At 65.5% G+C, this 26,073-nt stretch carries 22 protein-coding genes and 1 pseudogene; 16 read left to right on the top strand and 7 right to left on the bottom strand.

The window, feature by feature from the left end:
• The first annotated feature begins 121 nt into the window (after window positions 1-121).
• From ACZY0R_RS10055 to ACZY0R_RS10045, 3 genes are read left to right on the top strand one after another with little or no spacing between them, the layout of a single operon-like run.
• Window positions 122-1,090, top strand: coding sequence for a Bug family tripartite tricarboxylate transporter substrate binding protein (locus ACZY0R_RS10055; protein ID WP_488858216.1), 969 nt, complete (start codon window positions 122-124; stop codon window positions 1,088-1,090).
• 22 nt (window positions 1,091-1,112) lie between these two features.
• Window positions 1,113-2,135, top strand: a complete 1,023-nt coding sequence (locus tag ACZY0R_RS10050; RefSeq protein WP_488858215.1) for a 4-hydroxythreonine-4-phosphate dehydrogenase PdxA — start codon at window positions 1,113-1,115, stop codon at window positions 2,133-2,135.
• A gap of 41 nt (window positions 2,136-2,176) precedes the next feature.
• Window positions 2,177-3,352 carry an L-rhamnonate dehydratase gene (locus tag ACZY0R_RS10045; RefSeq protein ID WP_488858214.1) on the top strand — a complete coding sequence of 392 codons (1,176 nt, stop codon included), beginning with the start codon at window positions 2,177-2,179 and terminating at the stop codon, window positions 3,350-3,352.
• A gap of 86 nt (window positions 3,353-3,438) precedes the next feature.
• Here the strand turns inward: ACZY0R_RS10045 and ACZY0R_RS10040 are convergent, their stop codons facing one another.
• On the bottom strand, window positions 3,439-4,389 hold the full coding sequence (locus tag ACZY0R_RS10040; RefSeq protein ID WP_488858213.1) for a LysR family transcriptional regulator: 951 nt from the start codon (window positions 4,387-4,389) through the stop codon (window positions 3,439-3,441).
• A gap of 234 nt (window positions 4,390-4,623) precedes the next feature.
• On the opposite strand from ACZY0R_RS10040, the gene ACZY0R_RS10035 reads away from it, so the two are divergent.
• Complete coding sequence (locus tag ACZY0R_RS10035; RefSeq protein WP_488858212.1) at window positions 4,624-8,037, top strand: adenylate/guanylate cyclase domain-containing protein; 3,414 nt, start codon at window positions 4,624-4,626, stop codon at window positions 8,035-8,037.
• Between the two features lie 35 nt (window positions 8,038-8,072).
• Here ACZY0R_RS10035 and ACZY0R_RS10030 read toward each other — a convergent pair whose 3' ends face one another.
• The gene (locus ACZY0R_RS10030) at window positions 8,073-9,122 is read right to left on the bottom strand and encodes a patatin-like phospholipase family protein (protein WP_488858211.1); all 1,050 of its coding nucleotides are present in this window, start codon (window positions 9,120-9,122) and stop codon (window positions 8,073-8,075) included.
• Window positions 9,123-9,359: 237 nt separating this feature from the next.
• Here ACZY0R_RS10030 and ACZY0R_RS10025 point away from each other — a divergent pair.
• Both ACZY0R_RS10025 and ACZY0R_RS10020 read left to right on the top strand, forming a co-directional pair.
• A pseudogene (locus ACZY0R_RS10025) lies at window positions 9,360-9,449 on the top strand (IS6 family transposase); the annotation flags it as partial.
• A gap of 208 nt (window positions 9,450-9,657) precedes the next feature.
• Window positions 9,658-10,581 carry a transcriptional regulator GcvA gene (locus ACZY0R_RS10020; RefSeq protein ID WP_488858210.1) on the top strand — a complete coding sequence of 308 codons (924 nt, stop codon included), beginning with the start codon at window positions 9,658-9,660 and terminating at the stop codon, window positions 10,579-10,581.
• A gap of 18 nt (window positions 10,582-10,599) precedes the next feature.
• Here ACZY0R_RS10020 and ACZY0R_RS10015 read toward each other — a convergent pair whose 3' ends face one another.
• The 5 genes from ACZY0R_RS10015 to ACZY0R_RS09995 form a co-directional block, all read right to left on the bottom strand.
• Complete coding sequence (locus ACZY0R_RS10015; RefSeq protein ID WP_488858209.1) at window positions 10,600-11,007, bottom strand: thioesterase family protein; 408 nt, start codon at window positions 11,005-11,007, stop codon at window positions 10,600-10,602.
• A 9-nt stretch (window positions 11,008-11,016) separates the two neighbouring features.
• Entirely contained in the window at window positions 11,017-11,946 is a 930-nt protein-coding gene (locus ACZY0R_RS10010; protein WP_488858208.1) for an amidohydrolase family protein, read from the bottom strand.
• A gap of 4 nt (window positions 11,947-11,950) precedes the next feature.
• Complete coding sequence (locus ACZY0R_RS10005) at window positions 11,951-12,931, bottom strand: tripartite tricarboxylate transporter substrate binding protein (protein WP_045235781.1); 981 nt, start codon at window positions 12,929-12,931, stop codon at window positions 11,951-11,953.
• Between the two features lie 71 nt (window positions 12,932-13,002).
• Window positions 13,003-14,235: a CaiB/BaiF CoA transferase family protein gene (locus ACZY0R_RS10000; RefSeq protein WP_488858207.1), complete on the bottom strand. Its 1,233-nt coding sequence runs from the start codon at window positions 14,233-14,235 to the stop codon at window positions 13,003-13,005.
• A gap of 65 nt (window positions 14,236-14,300) precedes the next feature.
• Complete coding sequence (locus ACZY0R_RS09995; protein ID WP_488858206.1) at window positions 14,301-15,080, bottom strand: enoyl-CoA hydratase-related protein; 780 nt, start codon at window positions 15,078-15,080, stop codon at window positions 14,301-14,303.
• A 317-nt stretch (window positions 15,081-15,397) separates the two neighbouring features.
• Here ACZY0R_RS09995 and ACZY0R_RS09990 point away from each other — a divergent pair, with 317 nt between their 5' ends.
• The 10 genes from ACZY0R_RS09990 to ACZY0R_RS09945 all read left to right on the top strand — a co-directional run bounded on the left by ACZY0R_RS09990 (window position 15,398) and on the right by ACZY0R_RS09945 (window position 25,883).
• Entirely contained in the window at window positions 15,398-16,537 is a 1,140-nt protein-coding gene (locus tag ACZY0R_RS09990) for an iron-containing alcohol dehydrogenase (protein WP_488858205.1), read from the top strand.
• 356 nt (window positions 16,538-16,893) lie between these two features.
• Complete coding sequence (locus ACZY0R_RS09985; RefSeq protein WP_488858204.1) at window positions 16,894-17,877, top strand: DctP family TRAP transporter solute-binding subunit; 984 nt, start codon at window positions 16,894-16,896, stop codon at window positions 17,875-17,877.
• Between the two features lie 19 nt (window positions 17,878-17,896).
• Entirely contained in the window at window positions 17,897-18,871 is a 975-nt protein-coding gene (locus ACZY0R_RS09980) for an amidohydrolase family protein (RefSeq protein WP_488858203.1), read from the top strand.
• A gap of 42 nt (window positions 18,872-18,913) precedes the next feature.
• Window positions 18,914-19,444: a TRAP transporter small permease gene (locus ACZY0R_RS09975; protein ID WP_488858202.1), complete on the top strand. Its 531-nt coding sequence runs from the start codon at window positions 18,914-18,916 to the stop codon at window positions 19,442-19,444.
• Window positions 19,445-19,459: 15 nt separating this feature from the next.
• Window positions 19,460-20,743, top strand: coding sequence for a TRAP transporter large permease (locus tag ACZY0R_RS09970; RefSeq protein WP_488858201.1), 1,284 nt, complete (start codon window positions 19,460-19,462; stop codon window positions 20,741-20,743).
• A 52-nt stretch (window positions 20,744-20,795) separates the two neighbouring features.
• Window positions 20,796-21,380 (top strand): PPC domain-containing DNA-binding protein, encoded by a 585-nt coding sequence (locus ACZY0R_RS09965; protein WP_045235773.1) that lies wholly within the window; start codon window positions 20,796-20,798, stop codon window positions 21,378-21,380.
• A gap of 326 nt (window positions 21,381-21,706) precedes the next feature.
• The gene (locus ACZY0R_RS09960; protein ID WP_488858200.1) at window positions 21,707-23,536 is read left to right on the top strand and encodes a gamma-glutamyltransferase family protein; all 1,830 of its coding nucleotides are present in this window, start codon (window positions 21,707-21,709) and stop codon (window positions 23,534-23,536) included.
• 119 nt (window positions 23,537-23,655) lie between these two features.
• On the top strand, window positions 23,656-24,636 hold the full coding sequence (locus ACZY0R_RS09955; RefSeq protein WP_045235771.1) for a Bug family tripartite tricarboxylate transporter substrate binding protein: 981 nt from the start codon (window positions 23,656-23,658) through the stop codon (window positions 24,634-24,636).
• A gap of 4 nt (window positions 24,637-24,640) precedes the next feature.
• The gene (locus ACZY0R_RS09950; RefSeq protein ID WP_488858199.1) at window positions 24,641-25,195 is read left to right on the top strand and encodes a GAF domain-containing protein; all 555 of its coding nucleotides are present in this window, start codon (window positions 24,641-24,643) and stop codon (window positions 25,193-25,195) included.
• Between the two features lie 229 nt (window positions 25,196-25,424).
• The gene (locus ACZY0R_RS09945; protein WP_488858198.1) at window positions 25,425-25,883 is read left to right on the top strand and encodes a hypothetical protein; all 459 of its coding nucleotides are present in this window, start codon (window positions 25,425-25,427) and stop codon (window positions 25,881-25,883) included.
• Window positions 25,884-26,073 lie beyond the last annotated feature (190 nt).

Here is a 26,073-nt window from a genome sequence, read left to right as displayed (position 1 = left end):
CGAGGTATTCCTGAAAGTAATCACCCATTCAATAAACGTCAGTAGTCACGCATCGCTCCCATCCTTATAGTTGCCCCATCCGCGCTCCGGCGCAGGCCCATAACAAGACATGGAGGCAACAATGAAACGATGGATGACCGGCGCCTTCGCCGGCGTGATGGGACTGGCAGCCGCCATGGCAACCGGCGCCCACGCGCAGGACACCCGCCCCGTACGGATGATGGTGGGCGCGGCGCCCGGCGGCGGCACTGACGTGATGGCGCGCATCGTCTCCGACAAGCTGGCCGCCATCCTCAAGCAGCCGGTCGTGGTGGACAACCGGCCTGGCGCCTCCAACACCATCGCCGCCGACATCACCGCCAAGGCGGCGCCGGATGGCAACACGCTGCTGATGGGCGTGGTCACCTCCCAGGCCATCGCGCCCCACCTGCTCAAGCTGCAGTTCAACCCGCTCAAGGACCTGGCGCCGGTGGGCCTGGTGTCGTCGGTGCCCAATGTGCTGGTGGTCAACAACCAAGTGCCGGCGCAAGACGTAAAAGCGCTGGTGGCGCAGATCCAGGCCAATCCCGACAAATTCCGCTACAGCTCCTCCGGCGTCGGCAGCACCCAGCACCTGGCCGGCGCGGCGTTTGCCCGCCAGATCCACGGCAAGCTGCTGCACGTGCCGTACAAGAGCAGCAGCAGCGCGCTGGTGGACCTGATGGGCGGCCAGGTCGACATGAGCTTCGAGACCATGCCCTCGGTCATCAACCACATCAAGGCCGGCAAGCTGCGCGCGCTGGCAGTCACCGCCGACCAGCGCTCGGCGCTGCTGCCTAACGTACCCACGCTGGCCGAAGCCGGCGTGCCCGGCATCCAGATGAATGCCTGGTACGGGGTCTACGCACCGGCCGGCACGCCGCCCGCCACGCTGCAGAAGCTGAGCGCGGCGCTGGCCACCATACTCAAGGATCCCGACACCGTGCGCCGTCTCAATGACGTGGGCGCGTTGCCGGGTGCGCTAAACAACACCCAGTTCGATGCCTTCTCGCGCGCCGAATATGCGCGCTACGGCAAGCTGATCGCCGAACTCGGCGTCAAGCTGGACTGAATCCTTTTCCCTCAAGACTCCCATGACCCAACGACCCCGAATCGCCATGGTGCTCGGCGACCCCGCCGGCATCGGCCCCGAGCTGATCGCCAGGCTGCTGGCCGACCCTGCCACCGCGGCGCAGGCCGACATCCTGCTGATCGCCGACCGCGACGAATGGCGCCACGGCATGCAGGTGGCCGGCGTGGATATCGCGCTGCGCGAAACCGATTCGCTCGCGTTCGCTGGCGGCGACAGCGCCAGCGCCCCGCGCCTGTTCCACTGGCAGCTCGACGGCAAACCCGCCTACCGGCGCGGCGTGGCCAGCGCGGAAGGCGGCCGCTACAGCCTCGGCACCCTGGCCGTGGCGCTGGAGCTGGCGCAGGCAGGCAAGGCCGACGCCATCCTGTTCGGCCCGCTCAACAAAAGCTCGCTGCACGCCGCCGGCATGGGGCACAACGATGAGCTGCACTGGTTCGCCGAGAAGCTCGGCTACGACGGCGCTTTCTGCGAGTTCAATGTACTCGACGGCCTGTGGACCTCCCGCGTGACGTCCCACGTTGCGCTCAAGGACGTGCCCGCCATGATCAACCGCGACAGCGTGGGCGCCGCCATCGACCTGATCGACCAGGCCCTGCGCAGGGCCGGCATGGCTCGCCCGCGCATTGCCGTGTGCGGCCTCAACCCGCACAACGGCGACAACGGCGCCTTCGGCCGCGAGGAGATCGACTTCATCGCACCGGCGGTCGCCGATGCGCAGGCACGCGGCGTGGCGGCGGATGGCCCCTTCCCCGCCGACACCATCTTCCTCAAGGTGCAGGGCAGCCCGCAGCAAAGGCAGTTCGACGCCATCGTCACGATGTATCACGACCAGGGCCAGATCGGCATCAAGCTGATGGGCTTCTCGCGCGGCGTCACCGTGCAGGGCGGCCTGCCGGTGCCGATCACCACGCCGGCCCACGGCACCGCTTTCGACATCACGCAGCAAGGCCGCGCCGATCTCGGCGCCACGCTGCAAGCCTTCCGCATCGCCTGCCAGATGGGCAGCCAGCGCGCAGCCCCCTGAGCCTGCCGCCCGCCACCGGCCACTATCCAACGGAGACTATCTTGAAAATCACCAACGTCCGCGCCCGCGTCTTTGAATGGAAGGGCAAGACCGTGCCCCCGCAAGCGCACTTCTGCACCAATGCCACCGACATCCTGTTCGAACGTGGCGACGCCATGGGCTCGTTCCGCTTCCACGGCTGGCTGGTGGTGGAAGTGGAAACCGATACCGGCCTGGTCGGCATCGGCAACTGCGCGCTTGCGCCGCGCGTGGCCAAGGAAATCGTCGACCAGTACCTGGCCCCGATCGTGATCGGCCAGGACCCGTTCGACAACGAATACCTGTGGCAGAAGATGTACCGCCGCACCCACGCCTGGGGCCGCAAGGGCATCGGCATGGCAGCGATTTCGGCGGTGGACATCGCGCTGTGGGACCTGATGGGCAAGGCCGTGGGCAAGCCGGTGTTCAAGCTGCTGGGCGGGCGCACCAAGGAAAAGATCTGGTGCTACGCCTCCAAGCTCTACAACAACGATGACCGCGACGCCTTCCTGGCCGAGGCCCAGAGCTATCTCGACCAGGGCTTCACGGCGATGAAGATGCGCTTCGGCTATGGTCCCAAGGATGGCCCCGCCGGCATGCAGAAGAACATCGAGCAGGTGCGCCTGCTGCGCGAACTGGTGGGCGACAGTGTCGACATCATGCTGGAATGCTATATGGGCTGGACGCTCGAATACGCGCGCCGCATGCTGCCGCGCCTGGCCGAATTCAATCCACGCTGGCTGGAAGAACCGGTGATCGCCGACGACATCGAAGGCTATGCCGAGCTGAAGAAGATGAGCCCATTCCCCATCTCCGGCGGCGAGCACGAATTCACCTCCTACGGTTTCAAGGACCTGCTGGAGCGGCGCGCGGTGGACGTGATCCAGTACGACACCAACCGCGTGGGGGGCATCACCGCCGCGCAGAAGATCAATGCCATGGCCGAGGCCTGGTCGGTGCCGGTGATCCCGCACGCGGGCCAGATGCACAACTACCACCTCACCATGGCCTCGACCGCGTCGCCGATGTCCGAGTACTTCCCGGTGCACGACGTGGAGGTGGGCAACGAGCTGTTCTACTACATCTTCAAGGGTGACCCGGCGCCGGACAAGGGCTACCTGCAGCTGGACGACAATTTGCCGGGGCTGGGGCTGACGCTCAACGAAGAGTACTTTGGCGAGTTTGAGATCATCGGATAAGCAGGCCGCAACGGCCTGCAACCCGCGGCTGTGCCGGCTGCGCGCTTTGAAGGGCGCAGCCGGCCGTTTGCGCTTCAGGTCCGGCCTCAGCCCTTCACCCCCACCGCCTGCTGCAACGCACGCACCAACGCCAGCAGCGGCTCGCTGTGTTCCGTACGGCGCAGCCACATTGCCCCAACCGCCGGCAGGTCCCACGTCAACGTATGCGGCAAGACCGCGGCGCTGCCGCTGGCCGCGAGTTCGGCAGCCACCGCGCGCGGCACGATGGTGATGGCGCGTGGCTGGTTGCGCAGCAGCGTGGCGATGGTCTTGATCGAATACGTCTCCACCATCGGCGTGGGCGGCACCGCGCCGGCGGTAGCGAACAAGGTATTGATGGTGCGCCGGATCGGCGTATGCGAGGGCGGCAAAATCCAGTCCAGCGCGGCCAGTCGCTGCCAGTCCAGCTTGCCGCGCGCCAGCCGCGCCGCGGCGGCCACTGGCACCACCAGCGCGGGTTCCTCGCGGTAAAGCGGTGTCTGCACGATGTCGTCGCCCGGCGCGTAGAAGGACCGCGCGATCACGCAATCCAGTTCGTGCGCGCGCAGCGCCGCCACCAGTTCGTCCGTGGTGCCCTCGCGCACCAGCACCGCCACGCGCGGCTGCTGTTGCAAGCCGTGCGAGCAGGCCGCATCCAGTACCACCGGCGCCACATACGGAATCACACCGATGCGCAACCGCCCGTGCAGGCCGGCGCCGATCACCGCCAGTTCCCGCCCCAGCGCCTCCGTATCCGCCATCGCCAGCCGCGCATGCGCCAGCACGGCCGCGCCGGTCCCGGTAGGCTCCAGCCCCCGCCGCGAGCGCGCGAACAGCGGCACCATGAAGATCTCCTCGATCTCCCGCAGCGCCTTGGTCACGGCGGGCTGGGTCAGGTCCATCTCGGCCGCGACGCGCGAAACCGAGCGCTGACGGTCCAGCGCCAGCAGCAGCACCAGATGCTTGAGGCGCAGGCGGGAGATGAGGTTGTGCTGAAGTTTGTCGACTGGGGACGGCAATTAAAGTCCTGGACCTGAGTGTCTTGCAAGTCCTTGATTCTACTAGCGCCTGTTGCGCCTGCCCTAGCTGCATGCCGAGCACTTCAAGTTCAGCATGCAGTCGCGCATGCTCCCGTCCGCCGGCGCGCTGCGAAACGTATCATGCCATCGCCGCCACGACGCGCCCAAAACTTGCTAAGGCGGCCGATGGCGCGTCTAATGATCCGAGGCAGGCGATGGCAGTCAGGAGGGGTGATGCGCTGCACAAATTGCGGGTTCGCGAACCTCGATCAAGCCAACTTCTGCGAGCAGTGCGGGGCCAGGCTTGCGCGGATCTGCCCGCGCTGTGGCGAGCAGTCCGGCCCTGCCGCGAAGTTCTGCCGCGGATGTGGCTCGCCCCTGGATGACTCCCCGTCAGCGGCGCCTCCAGTGCCTGCGACCGCCGCTTCGGCCCCTGTCCACTACACGCCGCCCCATCTGGCCGAGCGCATCCGGGCGGAGCAGGCGGCCATGGAAGCCAGGGGCGGGACGGCCGGCGAGCGCAAGACCATCACGGCGCTGTTCGCCGATATGGCTGGTTCGACGGCGTTGATCCAGGACCTGGACCCGGAAGAGGCGCGTCACCTGATCGACCCCGTGGTGACGCTGATGATGGATGCCGTGCACCACTATGAGGGCTACGTAGCCAAGTTCCTGGGTGACGGCATTCTCGCTCTGTTCGGCGCTCCCATTGCCCATGAGGATCATGCTCTGCGGGCTTTATATGCAGCGCTGCGCATGCAGGAAGCGATGCGTCGCCACAGTGACCGGGTGCGTCTGGATCAGGGCATACCGCTTCAGATCCGCGTCGGAATCCACACGGGTGAGGTGTTGGTGCGCTCGATCCGCAAGGACGATCTGCACACGGACTACGATCCCGTGGGGCACACAATCCACATCGCCTCGCGCATGGAAGGCGTTGCCACACCGGCGTCCATCCTCGTCAGCGAGTCTACCCATAAGCTCACCGAGGGGTATTTCGAATTCAAGCCGCTGGGGACGACCCAAGTAAAAGGCGTCCGGGATCCGCTTGCGGTGTACGAGGTGCTGGGCCTCGGCGCATTGCGTACTCGCCTGCAAGTGGCGGCGCATCGCGGCCTGGCGCGCTTTGTGGGACGCCAGGCCGAAATGGAGGCGTTGCACAAGGTCCTGGAACTGGCCAAGGCGGGGCATGGGCAGGTCGCCGAGGTGATGGGGGAGGCCGGGGTAGGAAAATCGCGGCTGTTCCACGAGTTCAAGGCGCGGTCACAGCAAGGCTGCATGGTGCTGGAGACCTTCTCGGTTTCGCACGGCAAGGCCTTCGCCTATCTGCCGCTGATCGAGCTCCTGAGAAATTACTTTCAAATCACCCCGCAGGACAACGACCGAAGCTGCCGCGAGAAGGTCACCGGCAGGCTGCTTACCCTCGACAGGACGCTGGAAGACCATTTGCCCTATTTGCTCTACCTGCTCGGCTCCGTCGAGCCCGGATCGGCACTGCCGACCATGGACGCTGCCATCCGGCGGCAGCGCACGTTTGAAGCGGTTGCACGTCTGCTGGTACGCGAAAGCCTCAACCAGCCTCTCGAGCTCCTGTTCGAAGACCTGCAATGGCTGGACAGCGAAACCGAGGCCTTCCTCAATATTCTCCTGGACTATGTGCCGGGGGCCAGGATCGCCCTGCTCGTCAACTACCGCCCGGAGTACTCCCATGACTGGAGTTCCAGGAGTTACTGCGTCCAGTTGCATCTGGAGCCGCTGGGCCCGGCCGAAGCCCAGGGGCTGCTCACCGCGCTGCTGGGCGAGGATCGCGCTCTCGCGCCCCTGAAACGGCTGATCCTGGACAAGACGGAAGGCAACCCGTTCTTTATGGAGGAAGTGGTCCAGACCCTGGTTGAGGAGAATGCCCTGGTTGGCCAGCCTGGCTGCTACCGCATCGAGAAGGCGCCTACCTCGCTGCACATCCCCACCACCGTCCAGGGCGTGCTCGCCGCCCGCATCGACCGGCTCCCGCTCGTCCAGAAGGAACTGCTGCAAAGCCTGGCCGTGATCGGAAAGGAGTTTCCATTGAGTCTCATCCAGCATGTCACTGCACTGGCTGACGACGAATTGCGCCCGCTTCTGGCCGCCCTGCAGGCGGGCGATTTCATTTACGAGCGACCTGTATTCCCGGAGGTGGAGTACGCTTTCAAGCACGCGCTCACTCAGGAAGTTGCCGGCAACTCGCTGCTTACCGAGCGGCGCAGCGCGCTGCACGAGCGCACCGCAGAGGCCATCGAGACACTGTTCCAGAGTCGGTTAAAGGACTACTGCAGCGAGCTTGCACATCATTACAGCCATAGCGGCAACATCCCGAAGGCAGTCAAGTACCTGCACTGCGCCGGCGAGCAGGCCCTGCAGCGCTCTGCCCAGATGGAAGCAATCCGTCACCTGGGCACGGCCGTTGAACTGCTAGAGCGGCTGCCCGACACGCCCGAGCGCGCACGCGAGGAACTCGCACTGCTACTAACGCTAGGACCGGCCTTGATAGCCACACGGGGTCAGGCCGCTCCCGAGGTGGAGTCAACTTACAGGCGTGCGCTGGCATTGTGCGAACAGGGTGGGCAAACACCCAGTTTCTTCTCGGCGCAGCTAGGACTGTGGGCGTTCTACCAATTGCGGGCGCAGTATACAGTTGCGCAGCCGCTTGGGGAACGGCTGCTTGCCATGGCTCTGGACACGCAGAAGCCTGGGCAGCTCGCGGAGGCGCATCGTGTACTCGGCGCCACCACGTTCCGTCTGGGCCAGCCCGGCATGGCCCGCGCCCATATGGAGGAGGTGCTGTCACTGCAACGGCCGGACCCGTCGGCATACGATTTTCTTCTGGGCTACGGGCGAGACCCGGCCGTACATGCCACGAGCACGCTGGGTTGGATCCTGTGGTATCTGGGCCTGCCGGATCTGGCTCGCACGCGCTGCCAGGACGCATTGGTTCTGGCCAGGAAGCGCCCGGACGCCTTTAACCTCGCGCTTTGCTTCGTCTTCGCAGCCGAAGTACACCAATGTCGGCGTGAGGTGCAATTGACCCGCGAGTACGCAGAGGCCGCGATCGCGATCTCGGGCGAGGAAGGCTTTCCCATCTATCTGGCGTGGGGAACCGTTCTGCAAGGCTGGGCGCTGACGGAACAAGGCCGTTCTGAAGAGGGGGTTGCCGAGATACACCAGGGCCTCGCCGCTTACGAGGCAACTGGCGCGGCACTGGGCAGGCCGAACTTTCTGGCCCTGCTAGCTGAAGCCCTTGGGAGAGCCGGGGACTTCCAAGCCGGACTGGACGTGCTGGCCGAGGCGCTAGCCTTGACGGAAAGCACGGGAGAGCGGCTTGACGAAGCGACGCTGCATCGGCTCAAGGGCGAATTGATACTCCAATCCCGCGCGCTCACTGGCCACGAAGAAGCCGAGGCCTGCTTTCACAAGGCAATCGCCGTCGCCCGCCATCAGGGTTCCAGGTCACTGGAGCTGCAGGCCGCGCTGAGCCTGGCCCAGCTATGGCGACGGCAGGGGAAGATGAACGCCGCGCGCCAGACACTTGCCCCGATCCATGGATCCTTCAGTGAGGGCTTCGACACGGCTGACTGGCAGCAAGCCAAGGCACTACTGGACGATCCGAGCTGAAGCGATAGCGCTTCCCGGCTGCCCGGTCATCATCCTCAAAGGAATTCCTTTTTGATGTCAATGCTCGAGCGCTGGCCAACATTGTCGTAGTTTTCCGCGATCCATGCCTCGGCCGCAGCCCTCCCCTTGTCACGCAGGAAGCAAAGGAAGTCCCAGTCGGCGTTGTACTTGCTCGACGCCCCGAGGGCGCTCATCGTCTCATCGGAACGGATGGAGTGGATCAGCATTTCCTTCATCTCGCTCCGGTCAACCTTGCCTTGCTGGATGAGCGAAGTCACAAAGGCTATCGCGCGCATTTCTCGCATGAGCGACGAGTTGAAGCTCACTTCATTGACGCGATTGAGGATGTCGGCGGCAGTGGTCGGCACGCCGCGGCGTACGATCGGATTGATATGGACAATCACGACATCGCTTGTATTGCAGTGATAGATCAGCGGGAAAATTGCCGGGTTACCCACATAGCCGCCATCCCAAAAGTACTCACCGTCGATTGACACGGCCTGAAACAGGGTTGGCGGACAGGCCGAAGCCAGCACGCTTTCAACGCAAATGTCCTCGCTTGAAAAGATGCGTATCCTGCTAGTCTCGACATTGGTCGCACACAGATAAAGCTGTATCGGGCATTGCTTGCGTAATGCCGCAAAATCGACCTGCTTCTCCAGCACGTCCCGGAGCGGATTCGAGTTATTGGGATTGAACTGGTATGGCGACAGGATACGGAGAACGATGTCCGCCATCGCGTACAAGGGCGAGTGGTTCAGCCCGAAGCTATGTGTCCCTTTCAGCCACGGCACCCAACGCAACGGGCTGTACCGCTCTGCCGATTGCGCGATCGCGAGCCAGAAATCGTGGAGCGCCTGGCGCGCACGGTCGTGCCCGCCTTGCAGCAAGCCATAGGCGAGCACGGCGGCATTCATCGCCCCCGCGCTCGTTGCACTGACGCCTTCGATGGTAAATCTCTCATCCTCGAGCAGCCGGTCGAGGACGCCCCACGTGAACGCACCGTGCATGCCGCCGCCCTGCAAAGCAAGTGCAATTGGCTTTTGTTCACCGTTATCGGTCTGCTTACGGATATTCCCAGCCATCCTGAAGCTCCTTGGTGGTGCGCACGGGAGCATGCCCGCCGGGTATCGACTTCCGCAGGCGTTGCGTGAAGTATCGTAACCAGCGCTTCCTCAAGCGTTTGCTCGGCGGCTACCAGCGCTGAGGATGCCCACGAATCAAGACTTCCAGCCGTGCGTCGAATGACAGGGTCCGCTGTTCTGAAGTGTAGTAAAGATGGGCATGGTCAACTTGAAGGTGCCGTCGTGTAGCGTTGGGCCATGACCCAGTCTAAATCGCTGTACCATGGCCTCCGCTTCCCGGCTGCGATCATTGGTTGCGCGGTAGGTTGGTGCTTCCGCTTCCAACTCCGGCAGTAATTTGAGCAGCGGTGCTTTTTGCGCTGCGGTGCCGGCCGTGTCGGGGCTCATCCCTATTCCATCGGAAAGCACTAACTGCTAATCTCGATGACCTGGTGCCGCCTGTCGGTCCGGGCCATGGCCTGGTGTCGATGCGTGCATCCCGACCAGCGCTTTCGATCCCTTGCTTTTGGTTTTAGTTTCTGTTGGAAAGACCCGCATGTCGCGACGAATGCCCCCTCTGAATCCTCTGCGAGCTTTCGAGGTTGCGGCCCGGTATCTCAGCTTTACGCGGGCCGCCGACGAGCTTTACGTCACCCCGTCGGCGGTCAGCCACCAGATCAAGACGCTGGAAGAAAGCCTCGGCGTGCAGTTGTTCCTGCGCGAGGCCAAGTCCCTGGTGCTGACGCCGGCCGGCATGGCTTACCTGCCCAGCGTGCAGCAGGCCTTCAAGCAGCTGGCCGACGCCACCCAGCGCCTGCACAGCAAGGACCTGCCCGCGCTGAAGGTCAACATGCCGCCGACCTTCGCCGTCAAATGGCTGATCCCGCGCATGGACCGCTTCATGAAGGCGTACCCGGAGGTCGACCTCAAGGTCTCCACCTCCAACCACGCCATCAACTTCGACCGCGACGATTTCGACCTTGCCATCCGCTATGGCCGCGGCAATTATCCGGGCCTGCATTCCGAGCTTTGCCTGTCGGTCGAGGTGATACCCGTCTGCAGCCCCGAGCTGCTGGCCGGCCCCCGCCCGCTCAAGGAACCGGGCGACCTGAAGCACCACACCTTGCTGCATGACGACAGCACCTACACCGACGTCAGCAACCCCGACTGGTCGATGTGGCTCAGCCACGCGGGCGTGACGGATGTCGACGCGTCGCGCGGCCCGTCGTTCTGGCCGAGCCACCTGGTGATCAATGCCGCGATCAGCGGCCTTGGCGTGGCGCTGGTCAAGAAGAACTGGATCGAAGAAGACCTGCGGCAGGGCCGGCTGGTGCGCCTGTTCGAGCAGATTCGCCTGCCGGTGGAGTTCTCTTACTTCGTGGTGTTCCCGGAAGAGCGACTCGGCGATCCGCGCGTCACCACCTTCGTGAACTGGCTGCGCGCCGAGGTAGCGGCTGGCGACGATCCCCGGCACGCCTGAACCCGCTGCGCAGGCCGTTCAGCCTGCACGCAACTGCGCCGCCTTGGCGTCCACCCGCGCGCGCAGCTTGTCCACGTTCACCACAAAGCGGCTATGCGTGCCGGTGCAGATATCTTCGATGCCATCGCTGGCCGAGACGCGGAAACTCACGCTGCGCCCGTCGATGTTCGTCACTTCGGCATGGATCTCCACCTCGCCCCCGAGCAGGGTTGCGCCACTGTGCCGGATAGAGACTTCGGTGCCGACCGAGCTTTCGCCCGCGTCCACGTACTCTTGCAGGAAGTCCAGGCAGGTTTGCTCGATATCGCGGATCAGTTCCGGCGTGGCGTAGATGCGCAGCGTCTCGCCGAGGAAGTCGATGGTGCGCGGGCGGTCTACGCTCAGCGAGCGCGTTGTGGCGGCACCCGGTTTCAGGCTGTTCTTCATTTCGGTTTCCTATTGATGATGTGCACCGGCAAGCCGGTAGATGCGCGCGGCGTTGTCGTGCAGCAACTTGCGTTGTTCTGCGGCCGGGTAGATCCCGATCGCCGCAAGGAAGCCGGAGAGAATCGTCTCGTAGCGAGCAACCAGGCTGTCCACCGGGAAATTGCTCGCGAACATGCAACGCTCTGTGCCGAAGATGGCGATCGCATCCCGGATCACCGGCACGTTATCCGCCTGCTCCCATGCGCGGCCCGGCAGCCCAAGCCCGGAGATCTTCACCGCCACATTGGACTGAGCGGCCAGCGCCGCCATCGCATCGCGCCAGCCCTTGAGGCCGGCCTCGCTGCGGTCGGACGGCAGGCCCGTATGGTTGAGGATGATCTGCGTGCCGGGAAAATCGCGCGCCAGCGCGGCGGCCTGGTCCAGGTTCCACCACGGGGCCTGCAGGTCATAGGACAGGCCGTGGCCGGCCAGCAAGGCATAGCCCCGCCGCCAGCGCTCGTCGTCCATCGATCCCGCCAGCCCGCGGGCGGCGCCTTCGCGCGTGGCGCTGGTCACCGGCTTCTGCCGGATGCCGCGCACCATCGGGAAGGCGGCCTGCGCCGCCAGGATCTCGGCCACGTCGGCGCGGTCCAGTTGCGCATGCGCGACCAGCGCCGAAGGACGGCCCGTGCGCCGGGCCAGCGCGGTCAGCCAGGAGGTCTCGTCCACCGGGTTCGCGCGGGCCCATTCCGCTTCCACGTGCACGGTCAGGGCCGGCGCGAAGCCGCGCGTGTCGCGCTCGAAATCCTCCGGCAGGTAATCGCGCTTCAGGGCGGAGTAATCCCCGTAGCGGAAGCCCTTTACCTCTTCACCCTGCAGCCACGGATAAGGATTGGCCTGCAGGTCCCAGAAGTGATGATGGGCATCGATGAACGGCTGGTCGAATGTGAAGCTGGGCATCGCGTTAATCCTTGACGGCGATCCGGCTGGCCAGCTGCTTGTATTGCGCCGATTCCTTCGCCATCACGGCTTGCAGCGTCACATCGTCGGCATAGGTGTCGGTGCTGAAATGCAGCTTCTCCAGCGTCTGCCGCATGATCGGCTCCTGCACGGATTTGGCCACCGCCGCCTTGAGGATGTTGATGACTTCCGGCGGCGTGCCCTTGGGCGCCGAGATGCCGCGCCAGATGCCCATTGACAGATCGATGTTGCGCTCCTTGAGGGTCGGCACGTTTTCGTAGCCGGCGACGCGCTTGTCGGCCATCACCGCGAGCACCTTGAGCTTGCCCGCCGCCACGTAGCTGGCAACCTCGGCGGTGCTCACCGTCACCGCGTCGATATGGCCACCCAGCAGCGCCATGGTGGCCGGGGCGCCGCCGGCATAGGGGATGTGGTTGAACTTCGCCCCGGTCTTCTCCGCCAGCGCGGCGGCGGCCATATGCCAGGTCGAGCCCTGCCCGGCGTTGCCCACGCGGACGTTGGAGTCAGGCTTGCGGGCCTGGTCCAGGAACTGCTCCAGCGTGGCGTAAGGGGCGTCGGCACGCACCACCACGGCGGCCGGATCGGCATTGAGCCGCGCGATCGGCACCAGGTCCTGGTAGGTGAACTTGGCCAGTCCCAGGTAGTTGAGGAAGGTCAGCTCGCTGGATGACAGCACCAGCTTGTACCCGTCCGGCTTGGCGTGCACGACCTCGCCCAGGCCGACCGCGCCGGTGGCGCCGGGCTTGTTGATGACCACCAGCGGCTGCGGCAGGTGCTTGGCGGCGGCGGCAGACAGCGCGCGTGCCACGACATCGGCGCCGCCGCCGGCCTGCCAGGGCACGATCAGTTCGATGCGGTGGTTGGGGTAAGGGCCGTCCTGCGCGGCGGCCACGCCTGTCCAGGCGGCGATGGTGGCGATGACGACGGGTGCTGCCACGCGCCAAGGGCGTGAGTAGAGCTTCATGAGGCTTGTCTCCGTGATTTTTTGCTTTGTGCTTTTAATGCTGTGCAGTCTCTGACTCTTTCTTGCCTGCTTCAGGCAGTGCCGTTCTTCAGCGTTTGTGGCGCAACCGGCTGGCCGAATGCGCCACGTTCGCGCAGTGCCTGTATCGCCCTGTCGTCCAGCCCGAATTCGCCGAGCACCTCTTGCGTGTGCTGCCCGAGCAAGGGAGCCGGGTAGCGGACCTGCTGCGGCGTCCCGCTAAGCTTAACGGGAAAGCCGAGCGCCTTCACGCGGCCTTCCACGGGATGGTCGATCTCCAGCACCATCTCTCGGGCAACGGCCTGCTCGCTGACCAGCGCTTCGTCGTAGGTATAGATCGGCGCCGCCGGCACGCCCGCCGCCAGCAAGGCTTCCACCCATTCCTCGGCGGGCCGCCGCGCGAACTCGCCTTCGATCTCGCGAATCAGCGCGTCGCGGTTGCGGATGCGCGCTGCATTATCCGTGAAGCGCGGGTCCTGCAACAGGTCCGTGCGACCGATCGCCTCGCACAGTGCGGCCCACAGCTTGGGGTTGGCGGCGCCGATGACAAAGTGGCGATCCGCCGCCCGCACCGCCTGATAAGGCGCGCTCATGCGATTGGCACTGCCGATCGGCACCGGCACCGTACCGGTTCCCCAGTACTCCGCCGACTCCCAGACCGACAAACCCAGCGCCGTCTCGAACAGCGATGCGTCCACATACTGGCCCTGGCCAGTGTGCCCACGCCCGATGATCGCGCTCAGGATGCCATAGGCGCTGAACAGGCCTGCGCCAAGGTCGGCGATCGGCACGCTCGACTTGACCGGCGGCGCCTCCGGGTGGCCCATCACGCTCATCACGCCCGACATCGCCTGCGCGATCAGGTCCAGCCCCGGGCGGCGCGACCAGGGGCCGGTCTGGCCGAAGCCGGAAATGCTGGCATAGACCAGCCGCGGGTTGATCTCGCGCAGCACCGGGTAATCGATCCTGAGCCGGGCGGCCACGCCGGGGCGGTTGTTCTCCACCAGCACATCGGCGCCGCGCACCAGTTCGTAGAACGCTTCCAGCCCGGCGGGATTCTTCAGGTCGATCTCCACGCTGCGCTTGTTGCGGTTCAGCGCGAGAAAACCGCCACTGTCCTCGCCCTTGAGCTTGAAGCCCATGGCCTTGCGGGTCTGGTCGCCCACGCCGGGCGTCTCGACCTTGATGACGTCGGCGCCCATGTCGCCAAGGAGCATGCAGCAAAAGGGGCCGGCCATGATCTGGCTGACATCGAGGACCTTGATGTTCGACAACGGCAAATTCATTGGAAACCTTATGGCTAGGTGACAACGCGCGTGCTCGCGCGGCGTCGGGATGGGAAGGGGCCGGATCAGCGCCCCTGGAACACGGGCTTGGTCTTGCCGACAAAGGCCTGGTAGCCGATGCGGAAGTCTTCCGTCTCGAAGCAGGCATAGGCTTCGGCCTGTTCTTCCGCGCTGAGCGGCGTGGGGTTCATCAGACGGCGCACGAACTTCTTGTGCCAGCGCGCCACCAGCGGTGCGCCCTGGCCGATGCGCCGCGCCGCGGCGTAGGCTTCGTCCGGCACCCCGGCGTCGGGGACGACGCGGTTGACCAGGCGCTTCTCGAGCGCCTCGGCCGCGCCGAATACACGGCCTTCCAGCACGATCTCCAGCGCGGCGGCGTGCCCCGCCAGCGCCATCAGGCCACCGAGTTCGCCATACGACATCACCAGCCCGAGCCGGTTGACCGGCACGCCGAAGCGGCTGGACTCGCCGCAGATGCGCATATCGCACACGGAAGCGATCTCCAGTCCGCCGCCAACGCACGCGCCCTGGATCATCGCCACGGTGGGATGCCGGCTTTCCGCGATGGCCTGCATGGCGGCATGGGTGATATGCGCATAGTCTGCGGCCTGCGCCGAGCTGGCGCGCATGCGGGTGAATTCCTCGATATCCGCGCCGGCCGCAAAGGCCTTGTCGCCCGCGCCGCGCAGCACGATACAGCGCAGGTCCTCGTTGGCCGACAGCGTCTCGAAGGCCCGCGCCAGGCCCTGCCACATGCCCAGGTCGAGCGCGTTCAGCTTGTCGGGGTTGTTCAGCGTAACGGTGGCGATGCACTCGTCATACTCGATCAGGATGGCTTGTCTCATGGTCTGCTTTTGGTCTGCTTCTGGTTTGCTTAGGGTCGGCCTATGTTGCGTGGGCGCCTGCCGCAAGGGCAGGTTCGATGCGTTGCCTTGACCTGCCGAAGTCTAGGGTTTCCCTCGCCGCTCGCCAAACGAGAAAATCTCAGCGCCTCTTCAAGAAAAACTAGGACCGGCGCGGCTATGAAAAAAACTTGGAACCGCTTCAAGTAAATCCACGTTGTGACGCCGGCAGCTTGTTTCTAGACTTCGTCACCAATGCAGCTTCCCGCGGCTTCCGGGAAGCGACGCAGCAAAAATCAAGCACGGAGACAAGAGACAACATGGCCCTGATCAACTACATCACCCAGATCCAGATCGATTTCGGCGCGGTGGCGCTGCTGCCGCAGGAGTGCGAGCGCATCGGCATTTCCCGCCCGCTGGTCGTCACCGATGCCGGCGTCAGAGCCGCAGGCATCCTGGAGCACGTCCTGGCGCAACTACCCGCGGGCGTGCAGGCCGTGGTCTTCGACGGCACCCCCTCCAACCCGACCGAGCGCGCCATGCGCGAGGCGGTGGCGCTGTACACCGAGCACCGCTGCGACGGCATCATCGCGGTGGGCGGCGGCTCGCCCATCGATCTGGCCAAGGGTGTGGCCGTCTGCGCCACCCATAAGGGTCCGCTCAAGACGTTTGCCGCGATCGAAGGCGGCGTTGCGCGCATCACTGCGGCCACGGCACCGTTGATCGCCATCCCCACCACGGCCGGCACCGGCAGCGAAGTGGGCCGTGGCGCGGTGCTGATCCTCGACGACGGGCGCAAGGTAGGCGTGCTCTCGCCCTACCTGGTGCCGCGCGTCGCCATCTGCGACCCCGAACTGACCTTCGGCCTGCCGCCGCGGCTGACCGCCGCCACCGGGATGGATGCGATTGCGCACTGCATCGAGACCTTCCTGGCGCCGGCCTTCAACCCGCCCGCCGACGGCATCGCGCTGGATGGCTTGCACCGCGCCTGGATGCATATCGAGACCGCCACGGCATCGCCGATGGACCGCTCCGCGCGCCTGAACATGATGAGCGCTTCGATGCAAGGCGCGCTGGCGTTCCAGAAAGGGCTGGGCTGCGTGCACAGCCTGAGCCATTCGCTGGGCGGGCTGAACCCCTCGCTGCACCACGGCACGCTGAACGCCGTCCTGCTGCCGGCGGTGATCCGCTTCAATGCTTCGGCGCCGTCGGTACGCGACGAGCAGCGGCTGGAACGCATGGCGCAGGCGATGCAGCTAGACGGCCCCGAGTCGATCGGTCCGGCAATTGCCGCGATGAACCTGCGGCTGGGCCTGCCGGCCGGGCTGGCGGCGCTGGGCGTCACGAGCGCGTGGTTCCCCCGGATTATCGAAGGGGCGCTGGCCGACCATTGCCACAAGACCAATCCGCGAATTGCGAGCGCGGAGGAGTATGCGGCGATGCTGGCCGAAGCGATGTAGTCACGCCAGCGGCGTGTGGTTTTCTCCCCTCTCCCGCTTGCGCGAGGAGAAAGCAGGCTGTAGCAGATCAAGCCTCGCAGGGCCTACAAAAGCAGACTGGAAACAAACCATGCTACGCAGGTCGTTCGAACCTGCTGATCTGCAATACACATGAAGGCGCCATGTGCGCCAAGGTGGTCAAAGACGCCCAGGTAAAGGTCTGAGATGACGCGCCGGCCCTGCCCGGCACCGGCGCCCCGTTGGACAACCCCGGCCGCGGCAGCCTGCCCGGCCCGCTCCCCCGAGCCTTCCGCACGACACCAGGCAAGACCCGGGACCACCCGGGCTCGCCATCGACACAACACCAAGGAGACACCATGAAACACGCCATTTCGCGTATCGTGCTGGCCGCTTTGCTTGCCAGCGCCGCCGGCCTGGCCGCCGCGCAATCGCCTATCAAGCTGCGCTTCAGCCATACCGTGCCCGAGACCGATTCCCAGCACCAGGCCGCGATATCGTTCAGCAAGAAGGTCAAGGAGCGCACCCAAGGCGCGATCGAGATCCAGGTCTTCGCCAACAGCCAGCTGGGCAACGACACCACACTGGTCACCGGCATCCGCAGCGGCACCATCGATATCGGTGCGACCGGCAACCCGTTCGTCACCGGCCTCGCGCCCCGGCTCAACGCGCTCGACCTGCCCTACCAGTTCGATGACGGCCCGCAGGCCTACCGCACGCTCGACGGCGCGGTGGGGCGCGGCCTGCTCGATGAACTGGCCGCGCACCAGATCAAGGGCCTGGCGTTCTGGGAGATTGGCTTTCGCAGCCTGGGCAACAACAAGCGGCAGATCACCAAGGCCGAGGATATTCGCGGCCTGAAGATCCGCACCACGCCGAACCCGTCGCATATCAAGGCCTTCCAGCTGCTGGGAGCGAGTCCGCGGCCGATGCCGTTCGCCGAGGTCTTCGGCGCGCTGGAATCCGGCGCGGTGGACGGGCAAGAGAACCCGCCCACGCTGATGCTGTCGTCCAAGATGTACGAGGTGCAGAAGTATCTCTCGCTCACGCGCCACGCCTACACCGCGCTGGTGGTCCTGATGAACAAGGCGAAGTTCGACTCACTCAAGCCGGAGTACCAGAAGATCCTGCTGGAAGAAGCCGCTGCCGCCGCCACCTTCCAGCGCAAGCTCAACGCGGATAACGAAGCGGCCGCGATTGCCCAGTTGCGCGCCAAGGGCATGCAGGTCAACGAACACCCGGATGTGGCAAGCATCAGGAAAATCGTCAGGGAAGAGACGCGCCAGCTCTATGTGCAGAAGAACGGCGACGCCGTGCTGCGCGCCATCGACGCCCAGCGTTGAAGCCACGCGGAGACTGGACATGCAGACCCTGCCTTTGCCGTCGGCCATCGCCGACGCCCACCATCATCTCTGGCGGCCCGGCGACGATGCGCGCTATCCGTGGCTGCAGGAGAACTACGATCCGCAAGCCTTCTTCCTCGGCGACTACGACGCGCTGCGCGGCGACTTCGGCCCGGATGCCTACCTGGACCGCTGGGCCGGGCTGCCTCTCGCCGCCACCGTGCACGTGGAAGCCGAGCGCCATCCCGCCGAGTCCCTCGCCGAGACCGGCTGGCTGCACCGGATCCATGCGGTGCACGGCTTTCCCAATGCCATCGTGGCGCATGCGGACTTCAACAGCGCTGAGCTCGAGGAGCGGCTGCTGGCGCAGGTCGCCTACCCGCTGGTGCGCGGCGTGCGGTGCAAGCCTTTGACCAGCCGCCGCGCGGACCTGAGCGTGCACGGCCAGCCCGGCACGCTGCAGGACGCACGCTGGCTGGAAGGCCTCGGCTTGCTCGCGGCGCATGAGCTGTCGTGGGATTTGCGCGTGCCGTTCTGGCATTTGCAGCAAGCAGCGGAGGCTGTGGCGATGTTCCCGGCGCTGCGCGTGGTGCTGGAGCACACAGGGCTGCCGTGGGACCGCTCCGACGACGGCCTTGCGGTGTGGCGCCGCGGCATGGAGGCACTGGCGCGCCTGCCGAATGTGCACGTGAAGCTGTCCGAGTTCGGCTTGCCCGGCGCGCCGTGGGACCGCGCCGGCAACGTGCGTGTCATCCGGCAGGCACTGGACATCTTCGGCAGGCAGCGCTGCATGTTCGCCAGCAACCTGCCAGTGTCCAGCCTGCGCGCCGACATCGGGGAAGTCGTTGCCACGATGGCCGAGGGATTGCGCGGACTGGACCCGGCATCCGCGCATGACGTGTGGTGCGGCAACGCGCTGCGCTTCTATCGCATCGAGGCCCAGGCCGGCGAACTACCGCTACGCGCCTTGCGCCAGCCGCAACCAGCCGAATAGCGAGACGCCCGCCTCACGGATAACAAAACAGAGAGACAGACAATGACCGAACCGATGACAGAAGAGCCCGCCGTGACCCGCCTGCTGGTGCGCACGGCGGAAGGCGCGATGGTGGCCATGATGGCCGTCATGATCGTGCTGGTATTTGCCAACGTGGTGCTGCGCTATGCCTTCAACTCAGGCATCGCGTTTTCCGAGGAAGCCTCGCGCTTCGTCTTTATGTGGCTGACGCTGACCGGCGCCCTGCTGGTGATGCGCGACAAGGCGCACCTTGGCATGTCCACCATCGTGTCCCGGCTTGGCGAGCCGGGGCAGCGACTTTGCCGCTTTATCGCCGACCTGGGCGCCCTGGCCTGCTGCCTGCTGCTCGCCAACGGCGCGTGGAAGCTGGTGGTGATCGGCATGGACGACATGGCGCCGGTGACGGGCGTACCCATCGGCCTGGTCTACGCCTGCCTGCTGTTCAGCAGCCTGGGCATGGCCTGCCTGCTGACGCACTCGCTGTGGCGACTGCTGAGCGGGCGCATGCCGCGCACGGAGCTGGTGCCGGCATCCGGCGTCAGCGGCGAATGATTCCTGGAGCTTGCCATGACTATCGTTGTATTTGTCGGTTCCCTGCTGGGCGCCATGGCGCTTGGCATGCCGATCGCCTTCTCGTTGCTGGTGTCGGGCATCGCCCTGATGTTTCACCTGGGCAATTTCGACACGCAGATCATTGCCCAGAACATGCTGGAGGGCGTGAACAACTACCCGCTGATGGCGGTGCCGTTCTTTATGCTGGCCGGCGAGCTGATGAACGCCGGCGGCCTGTCCAGCCGCATCGTCAAGGTGGCGGAAGCCGCCGTGGGCCATGTGCGCGGCGGGCTCGGCTATGTCGCGATCATCGCCGCCACGGTGGTGGCCAGCATCTCCGGCTCGGCGGTGGCGGACACCGCCGCGGTGGCCGCCCTGCTGATCCCCATGATGCGCAACGCCGGCTATAACGTGCCGCGCTCGGCGGGCCTGATCGCCGCGGGCGGCATTATCGCGCCGGTGATTCCACCGTCGATCGCCATCGTGGTGTTCGGGGTGGTGGCGCAGGTGTCGATCACCAAGCTGTTCCTCGCCGGCATCGCGCCGGGCGCCATGATGGCGCTGACGCTGACCGCTACCTGGTGGTTCTGCGCCCGCAAGGAATCGCCGGCCGCCGCCGCCACGCAGCGCTTCGAGTTTCGCCGGCTGCGGCGGTCATTGATGGACGGCGTGTGGGCGCTGGTGCTGCCGGTGGTCATCATCGGCGGCATGAAGATAGGCGCGTTCACCCCCACGGAAGCGGCGGTCGTCGCCGTGGTCTATGCCATTGCAGTCGGCCGCTTCGTCTATGGCGAGCTGAACCTGCGCGACCTGCCCCGGTTGATCATCACCGCGACCAAGACTTCCAGCACCGTGCTGTTCCTGGTGGCCTGCGCGCTGGTTTCGGCATGGCTGATCACCATCGCCAATATCCCGGCCCAGGTGACGGCGTTGCTCGACCCGTTCATCGACAACAAGATCCTGCTGATGTTCGTGATCATGGTGCTGGTCATCATCGTCGGCACCGCGCTGGACCTGATGCCCACCGTGCTGATCATGACGCCCATCCTGATGCCAGTGATCACCAAGGCCGGCATCGATCCGGTGTACTTCGGCGTGATGTTCATCCTCAACAACGCCATCGGGCTGCTGACGCCGCCGGTAGGCACGGTGCTCAACGTGGTGGCAGGCACCTCGCGCTGCAGCCTGGACAGCGTGATCGCCGGCGTGTGGCCGTTCCTGCTTTCGCTGACGGCGCTGATGTTCCTTTTCGTGCTGTTCCCGCAGCTCATTCTCGTACCCGCGAGCTGGCTGCGCTGACTGATTTGATCGAAGTATGCGGTACCACCAACATAACCGATAGGAGACTGACATGAAGCAAACACGTATTGGCAGCAAGCTGGCGAAGCACGGCATGGCCCTGGCGGCAGCAAGCATTCTCGCACTAGGCATCGCCGCGTCGCCGGCCCGCGCGCAATCCAGCGACTGCGCCAACGCGCAGGCCGCCAGCCAGAATCCCGGCTACCCGAGCGCCAGCGTCAAGCGCTATATCAAGACCCCCACCGGCTACCTGCTGGTGCTGCGCATGGGCGACAACGTGTTCGAACAAATCGAAGCGTTTGCCATCTGCGAGCGCGTGCCCAGCGCCAGCCTGAGTGCCATCGGCTTTGCCAACGTGACGTTCGGGTTCTGGGATGCGGACAAGAAAGCATTCAATCCGAAGACGTTCCGCAATGTGGAGATGGCCAGTATCGTGGGGAGCCTGGCCTGGAAAGAAGGCAAGCCCTCCATCCACGCGCACGGTGTCGCCGGGGACAAGCTGTTCGACACCTACGGTGGGCATATCCTGGCGATGGAGGTCGGGACGGGATCGCTGGAGGTAACCGTGACGGTCTATCCGCAGCAGCTTGAGCGGGCGATCGATCCGAAGATCGGGGCTAACGTGCTGGGGTTGTAGGCGCAGGACCCGGGGCGGGCACCGCTTCCCCTACCGATGGCAAGCTGGATCAGACCCCGGCTTGCTCTCCCGCAAGCGGGAGGGGCTGCAAACACGGCCCCGCGATGCGAAGCGAGCCGTCAAGGTTTGCCGATCACGTATGGAGCGCCTCGTCGTCGGGCCATCCGGGTCGCCTTTGGGGTGATTGTTATGCATAACCAATCACTCATACAACGATAAGCAATCCGCGACAAACGGTTATCCGGAAACCGTATACTTCAAGGCACCAACCCCCTTCGGCTTGCGCTGTGCACTTCGCCGCCCTGTCCGGACCCCACGGAGCCTTCATGTTCACCACCCGCCCGGAAATCGTCGGTACCTTTGGCGTGGTCTCGTCCACCCACTGGCTGGCCTCGCAAACCGCCATGAGCGTGCTCGAGCGCGGCGGCAATGCCTTCGACGCGGCGGTGGCCGGCGGCTTTGTACTGCAGGTGGTGGAGCCGCACCTGAACGGCCCGGGCGGCGAAGTGCCGATCCTGCTGTGGAGCGAGCGCGAACGCGCGGTGCGCTCGGTCTGCGGCCAAGGTCCCGCGCCGGCACTGGCCGACCCGGCCGCCATGCGTGCCAGGGGGCTGGACCTGGTGCCCGGCATCGGCCTGCTGCCCGCCACCGTGCCTGGTGCCTTCGGCGCATGGCTCACCATGCTGCGCGACTACGGCACCTGGACGCTGGCTGATGTGCTGGCGCCCGCCATTGCCTATGCACGCGACGGCTTCCCGCTGGTTCCGCGCATCTCGCAAGCCATCCTGGCGGTGCGCGAGTTGTTCCAGAACGAGTGGCACAGTTCGGCCAATGTCTGGCTGCCGGATGGACGCGTGCCGCGTCCCGGCAGCCTGCATGCGACGCCTGGCGTGGCCCGGACCTATACGCGCATTGTGGAAACGGCCGAGGCCACCGGCGGCACGCGCGAGCAGCAGATCGACGCCGCGCTGGATTGCTGGTACCGCGGCTTCGTTGCCAGGGAAATCGACAGCTTCTGCCGCACGCAGGCCGTGCGCGACACCACCGGCGAGCGCCACAAGGGCTTGCTCCGCCATGAAGACATGGCGGACTGGACGCCCACGGTGGAGGCACCCGCCACGCTGGATTTCGGCCGCTATACGGTGGCCAAGTGCGGCATCTGGAGCCAGGGCCCCGCCTTCCTGCAGCAGATCGGCATGTTGCGCCACGCCGATCTTGCCGCCCACGCGCCCACCTCGCCCGAGTTCGTCCACCGCATCGCCGAGGCGGCCAAGCTGGCCATGGCCGACCGCCTGGCGTGGTACGGCGACCCCCGCTTTGGCGACGCGCCGCTGGCCGGCCTGCTCGATCCCGCCTACCTGGCCGCCCGCGCGCGCCAGATTGGCGAGCGCGCCTCGCCCGACATCCTGCCCGGCACCGTCGGGGGCCGCGCGCCCCGCCTGCCCGATCTCGGCGCGGCGGAACGCACGCTGCGGCAAGCCGATGTGCGCTTCGGCGTGGGCGAGCCCACTTTCGCGTCGATGCCCCCGGTCGCGGAATGGGCCGAGCGCGAGATCTTTGTCGGCGACACCTGCCACATCGACGTGATCGACCGCCACGGCAATATGGTCGCCGCTACGCCGTCGGGCGGCTGGCTGTCGTCCAGCCCGGTGATTCCCGAGCTTGGCTTCGCGCTCAACACCCGCCTGCAGATGACCTGGCTCGAACCAGGCCTGCCCAACACGCTGGCGCCGGGCAAGCGCCCCTGCACCACGCTCTCGCCTTCGCTGGCACTGCGCGACGGCGAGCCCTACATGGTGTTCGGCACACCCGGCGGCGACCAGCAGGACCAATGGTCCGTCGCCTTCTTCCTGCGCCACGCCGTGCACGGCATGAACCTGCAGGAAGCCATCGACGCGCCCGCCTGGCATATCGATCATTTTCCCGGCTCCTTCTGGCCACGCTCGGTGGTCCTCAACCGGCTCAGCGTGGAATCGCGGCTGCCTGAAGACACCATCGCGGCGTTGCGCGCGCGTGGGCATGAGGTGAAGGTGGGCGAGCCGTGGTCGGAGGGCCGCATGTCCGCCTGCACCAGAGAGCGCGATGCGCAGGGCCGGCTGGTGCTGCGTGCCGGGGCCAATGCACGGGGCATGCAGGGATATGCGGTGGGGCGTTGAGGCGCGTTGAGGCGCGTTAAAGACCGCCGGAGGAAACCAGCGGTCCGACGAGGCAAGCAGGAATCGAATCAAACCGGATCGCCTCAGGCGGTTCGCATAGCAACCGGAGAAGGAAAGAGATGAAAACCGTTTTGAAGCGCTGCCTGCTGGGGCTTGCCACGTTCTCGCTGTTCTGCGCCGCCTCCGGGGCCGGCGCGGCCGATCCCTATCCGCAAAAGCCCATCACCCTGATCGTGCCGTGGGCCGCAGGCGGCTCCACCGACATCCTGGCACGCGTACTCTCCGAACACCTGACCCGCTCCCTCGGCCAGCCGGTGATTGTCGACAACAAGCCCGGCGCATCCGGCAACATCGGCTCCGCCATGGTCGCGCGCGCCAAGCCCGACGGCTACACCCTGCTGGTCGGCTCCATGAGCACGCACGCGATGAACCCCGCGCTGATGCCCAACATGCCGTTCCGCGGCGTGGAAGACTTCACGCCACTGGGCCTGCTCGCCTACGTGACCAACACCATGGTGGTCAACCCATCGGTGCCGGCGCACAACGTCAAGGAACTGATCGCTTACGCGCGCGCCAATCCCGGCAAGCTCGCCTACGCAAGCGCCGGCCCCGGGTCCACCAACCACCTGAGCGCGGTACTGTTCGAGAAGATGGCCGGCGTGCAGATGCTGCACGTGCCGTACAAGGGCGGTGCGCCTGCCGTGGTCGATACCGTGGCCGGGCAGACGCAATTGCTGTTCTCCGCCGGCACGCAGACCCTGCCGCACGTCAAAGCCAACAAACTGCGCCTGCTCGCCGTGACCGAGAGCAAGCGCTCGCCGCTGCTGCCCAATGTGCCGACCGTGGCGGAAACCGTGCCTGGCTATGAGCTGTCCGTCTGGTACGGTGCCTTCGGCCCCGCCGGCATGCCGCCCGCACTGGTGACACGCCTGAACCAGGAGATCAACAGGATCATGTCGATGCCGGAAGTGAAGGAGAAGATGAACGCCATCGGCGTGGAAACCGCCACCTCCACGCCCCAGCAGTTCGGCGCCATCCTGCGCCGCGACGCCGACCGCTACGGCAAGCTGATCCACGACCTCGGCATCAAGGGGGAGTGAAGCTGTGACCGATCGTGTTCCCGAATCTGCTACCGACCCCGCTCACGCTACTGTGTCGCTGCCTGCGCCACTGCTCGCCTCGCTGTGCGGCGCGCTGGCTCGCGCAACCAGGCCCGCCAGTGCCTTCGAGGCAATTGGCAACGCCACCGCCGCACTGCTCGGCCCCGGCCTGCTCACCATCAATGCCTACCGGCGCGCCAGTTCGGAAGTGGTGCGGCTGTGGTCCTCGGACAAGGCCGCCTATCCCGTGGGCGGCAGCAAGCGCAAGGCCGATACGCCATGGACACGGTGGGTGCTGCATCAGGGCGAGGTCTTCGTGGGCGAAGGCGACGCCGCGCTTGAGGCGGTGTTCGACGACATCGCCGTCATCCGCGGCCTTGGCCTGTCGGCGGTAGTCAATGTGCCGGTGTGCGAGGACGGCCGTTGCGTGGGCACCTTTAACTTCCTCGCGGCGCGCGGCGTATGGACGGAGGGTGAAGTTGCGACTTTGCGGCTGCTGGCTCAGATGGTGGCGCCGGCGCTTATCGCCGCCAGCCGGGAAGCGCAGCCCGAGGCTTGAGGCGAGAGCGTCCACCTTCGCCGCGTCTGGCACGACAAGCGAGGGCTCAACGGCCTGCCCCCTTAATTCAAAAATATTGAACAATTTATCCTGATAAAGCAAGTCAAAGCCACCGATGGTTCTCCTATAGTTCGTTACATGAACGGCGCGCAGCAAACAAAGCAACGTTCTGGCAGATGCAACGAACAATCAATGAAATTCAACGAATTTTAAGAAACCGGAGAACATCATGACCAAGACCGTCGCCCTCAAGCTTGCTTCCACCCTCGTGCTGTCGTTCGCCGCCATCGGCGCCGCCCACGCCACCACCGCCAAGGACCTGCTCCCCGGCGACAAGTACGGCTATGAGTTCCGCACCACGGTGCCCGCCGACAAGTATGGCTATGACTTCCGCACCCACGACACCTTTACCGACGGTGCCCGCAGCGGCAAGCTGGATACCTTCACCGAAGGCGCCCGCATCGCCGGCCTGGACCGCACGGGTGTCTCGGCCTCCCCGGCCCGCGGCTTCGATGCCTACACCGACGGCGCCCGCACCGGCAAGCTGGATACCTTCACCGACGGCGCCCGCATCGCTGGCCTGGACCGCACCGGTGTCTCGGCCTTCCCGGCCCGCGCCTTCGATACCTACACCGATGGCGCCCGCACCGGCAAGGCTGACGCATTCACCGACGGCGCCAACGCCTGATGCAGTACCCGCAGTTGGTATCCCGCCGCGGCACCATGTGACCTGGTGCCGCGGCATCGGATGCCGCCGCGCAAGAACACCCCCCCCTCACAGCCCCCTCCCCGCTTCGCCCCCCACCACCACAATTCCATTTTCTGGAATTAAGAAATCCCGACTCCGCCATTCCGTGAATCAACGGCCGGGGTCACAA

The sequence above is a fragment of the Cupriavidus sp. F041 genome (assembly GCF_057814235.1).
Note: the sequence above shows the minus strand (reverse complement) of the source record. Positions and strands in the feature narration are given on the sequence as shown.